The organism is Janthinobacterium sp. AD80, assembly GCF_002878455.1.
Lineage (GTDB): Bacteria > Pseudomonadota > Gammaproteobacteria > Burkholderiales > Burkholderiaceae_D > Janthinobacterium.
In genome coordinates this window covers 1-3,134 of record NZ_NRDQ01000285.1, presented here as the reverse complement: position 1 = coordinate 3,134, position 3,134 = coordinate 1, and the positions used below count along the sequence as shown (strand labels likewise).

4 protein-coding genes and 1 pseudogene are annotated in these 3,134 nt (G+C 69.5%); 4 read left to right on the top strand and 1 reads right to left on the bottom strand.

Features of this window, described 5'->3' with window-relative positions; genetic code table 11:
- The 4 genes and pseudogenes from JaAD80_RS31785 to JaAD80_RS28685 all read left to right on the top strand — a co-directional run.
- Positions 1–150 (top strand): annotated as a pseudogene (locus tag JaAD80_RS31785) (acyl-CoA dehydrogenase); the annotation flags it as partial.
- Position 151: 1 nt separating this feature from the next.
- Entirely contained in the window at positions 152–922 is a 771-nt protein-coding gene (locus tag JaAD80_RS28695; RefSeq protein WP_258003244.1) for a PIG-L deacetylase family protein, read from the top strand.
- Positions 919–1,563, top strand: coding sequence for a class I SAM-dependent methyltransferase (locus JaAD80_RS28690; RefSeq protein ID WP_102299574.1), 645 nt, complete (start codon positions 919–921; stop codon positions 1,561–1,563). Before JaAD80_RS28695 ends, JaAD80_RS28690 begins: the two co-directional genes overlap by 4 nt.
- The gene (locus JaAD80_RS28685) at positions 1,560–2,276 is read left to right on the top strand and encodes a glycosyltransferase family 2 protein (protein WP_102299572.1); all 717 of its coding nucleotides are present in this window, start codon (positions 1,560–1,562) and stop codon (positions 2,274–2,276) included. Before JaAD80_RS28690 ends, JaAD80_RS28685 begins: the two co-directional genes overlap by 4 nt.
- A 96-nt stretch (positions 2,277–2,372) precedes the next feature.
- Here the strand turns inward: JaAD80_RS28685 and JaAD80_RS28680 are convergent.
- On the bottom strand, positions 2,373–3,134 hold a 762-nt coding region (locus JaAD80_RS28680; protein ID WP_146012599.1), incomplete at its 5' end, for an autotransporter outer membrane beta-barrel domain-containing protein.

Genomic DNA, 3,134 nt, shown 5'->3' with positions numbered 1-3,134 from the left:
CTGGGCGCCGGCCCCCTGTGCCGCGATGCGCAGTTCGCGCGGCTGGCGGCCGACCTGCCCGTCTTCCTGCGCCAGAGCCACGCGGAGCGCGACCAGGCCGTGCTGGGCGGCATCGTCGCCGGCGCCGAAGAACATCCCTGGGGGCTGTGACATGTTCGCCCATCCCGACATGCATGCGCGCCGCATCGAAGGCGGCGGCACGCCAGACCACGTGTGGCTGTCCTGGCCTGGACTCCATGACGTGCCCCTCGTCAGCGCGGGCGAACTGGTGCCGCCGGGGGCGCGCGCCGTCATCGTCGCGCCCCATCCCGATGATGAAATCCTTGCCTGCGGCGGCCTGCTGCAGCTGCTGGCGGCGCAGGGCAGCGAGTTGCTGCTCGTCGCCGTCACCGATGGCGACGCCAGCCATCCGGGTTCGCCGCTCTGGCCGCCGGAACGACTGCGCCGCGTGCGCCCACGCGAATCCGCGCAGGCGCTTGCCATGCTGGGCATGGCGCCGCCCGCATGGCTGCGCCTGCGCCTGCCCGATGGCGGCGTCGCTGGCATGACGCCGCAGTTGAGCGCCTTGCTGGCGGCGCAGCTGCGCCCCGGCGACAGGGTGTTGACCACCTGGCGCCTGGACGGCCATCCCGATCACGAGGCGTGCGGCTGGGCCTGCGCTTCGGCCTGTTCGGCCAGCGGCGCCAGCCTGGTGGAAATGCCCGTCTGGGGCTGGCACTGGGCCGAGCCGGGCGACATGCGCATGCCCTGGCACCGCGCGCGCCGCCTGCCCCTGTCCGCCGCCCAATTGCAGCGCAAGCGCGCCGCCCTGCGCTGCTTTGCCAGCCAGATGCAAGGCGACCCGTCGACGGGCCAGCCGCCGATCGTCGCCGGTGACGCCTTGCAGCGCCTGCTGCATGCCTGGGAGGTGTATTTTCTATGAAACCGTCCGCCGACAAGGATGACCAGCGCGCCAGCTACTTTGAACAGCTGTACCGCGACGACAGCGACCCGTGGCTGGTGCGCCAGCGCTGGTACGAGGAACGCAAGCGCGCCATCCTGCTGGCCAGCCTGCCGCAGCGGCGCTTCCGCCATGCGTATGAACCGGGCTGCGGCAATGGCGAGCTGACGGTGGAACTGGCGCGGCGCTGCAACCACGTGCTGGCGGCCGACCTTTCAGCACAGGCATTGCGGCTGGCGCGGCAGCGCCTGCTGGATGCCGGATGCGGCGACCATGTCAGTCTCGCGCAGCACCGGCTGCCACAGGACTGGCCGCGCATCCTGCCGGGCGAGGACAAGTTCGACCTGATCGTCCTCAGCGAGATCGCCTATTACCTGTCGCCGGAAGAACTGGGGCGCGTGGTCGAGCACAGCATCGCCAGCCTGGCGCCGGGCGGCAGCATCGTGCTGTGCCACTGGCGCGCGCCGTTCGCCCAGCGCATCGTCTCGACCGTGCGCGTGCATGCCGCGTTCCAGGATGCGCCCGGCCTGCACCGCGTGCTGCGCCATGAGGAAACCGACTTTTTACTGGGGATCTGGTCGAACGATGCGCGCTCGGTGGCGCAACGCGAGGGCTTCGCATGATCGGCGTGGTGGTCCCCGTGCACGACGAGGAAGCCTGTCTGGACGACTGCCTGACGGCGCTGCGCGCCGCCGCCACCTGCCCGTTGCTGCAGGGCGAAGCGGTCAGCATCGTCATCGTGCTCGATGCCTGCAGCGACCGTTCACAGCGCATCGTGCTGACGCATGCCATGCAGGTGGACCGGCGCTGGCGGCTCGACTGCATCAGCGTCAACGCCCGCAACGTGGGCATCGCGCGCGCTGCCGGCGCACGGCTGCTGCTGCAACGCGGCGCCCGCTGGCTGGCGTTTACGGATGCCGATACGCGCGTCTCGCCGTCCTGGCTGAGCGCCCAGCTGGGCCTGAATGCCGATGCCGTCTGCGGCACGGTGGCGGTCGAGGACTGGTCGCCGCACGGGCGCCACGCCAAGGCCCTGCGCTCACATTTCGCCCGCAGCTACACGGATGCCGATGGCCACCGGCACATCCACGGCGCCAACTTCGGCGTGTCCGCCAGCGCCTATCTGCGCGCCGGCGGCTTCGCCCCCCTGGCCTGCAGCGAAGACGTGGTACTGGTGGCGGCGCTGCAGGCCAGCGGCGCGCACATCGCCTGGAGCGCCGCGCCGCGCGTCACCACCAGCGCGCGCCGCCACGCGAAAGCCAGGGGCGGCTTTGGCGACACCCTGCTGAAGGTGGTGGCGGCGCTGAAAGACACCACGCGCCTGACGCAGAACTAAAAAAAAATCGCCGGAGCGGATTGCTATCCGCTCCGGCGATCAGGCTGGCGCCTGTCTGCCCAGTCAAGTCATGGCTGCTTCAACGTTACTTCAACGTTACTTCAACGGCATGGCGATGCCGAACATCACCGACTGGGTACGTCCACTATCGATGTTCAGATTGCTGTTGTAGTCCAGCGTCAATGTCATGCCGTTCGACAGCAGCAGCTTCACGCCCAGGCCCGCCGTCCAGTTGCCCGTCTGCTGCGGCACCGTGCGGATCACGTACACGGGGCCGTCCGCCGCCAGGTCGGCATACGCCAGGCGCGCATTGTCGGCGCCCTCGAACTGGTGACGGTACTCGAGGCGCGCACGCGGGAACCACGTGCCCAGGCCGCCCACATAGATGCCCTCGGCGCGCACGCCCAGCGCGCCGATGCGCGAACGCACGGTCTGCTTGAAGTAGCTGAGCGCATTGATGCCCGTCGCCGTCTCCGTGTACGGATCGAGCTTGGCCGACATCAGTTCCACGCGGCCGTACGGCGACCACATCCACGTTTCATGGCGCATTTCCATGCCGCCCACCAGCGCGCCAAACACTTGCTTGCCGTCGCGTTCGCCCGTGGCGAAACCGCTGCCATCGGTCAGGTAGCGCGAGGCGTCGTACTGCAGGGTGCCGTAGCCGAGCACGCCATCGAGGAAGACGCCCTTGCTCGGACGCAGGCTGCCATACACGGCCGCCACGGCGCTGTCGGCCGTGCTGCGGCTGCCGTTCTGGCCCACGTCGCTGCGGTCATGGCTGAAACCGGCACCCACGCCCAGGGTCGCCAGGTCGCTGATACGGTAGTCGCCACCCACGCTCACGCCATTGGTGCGGAA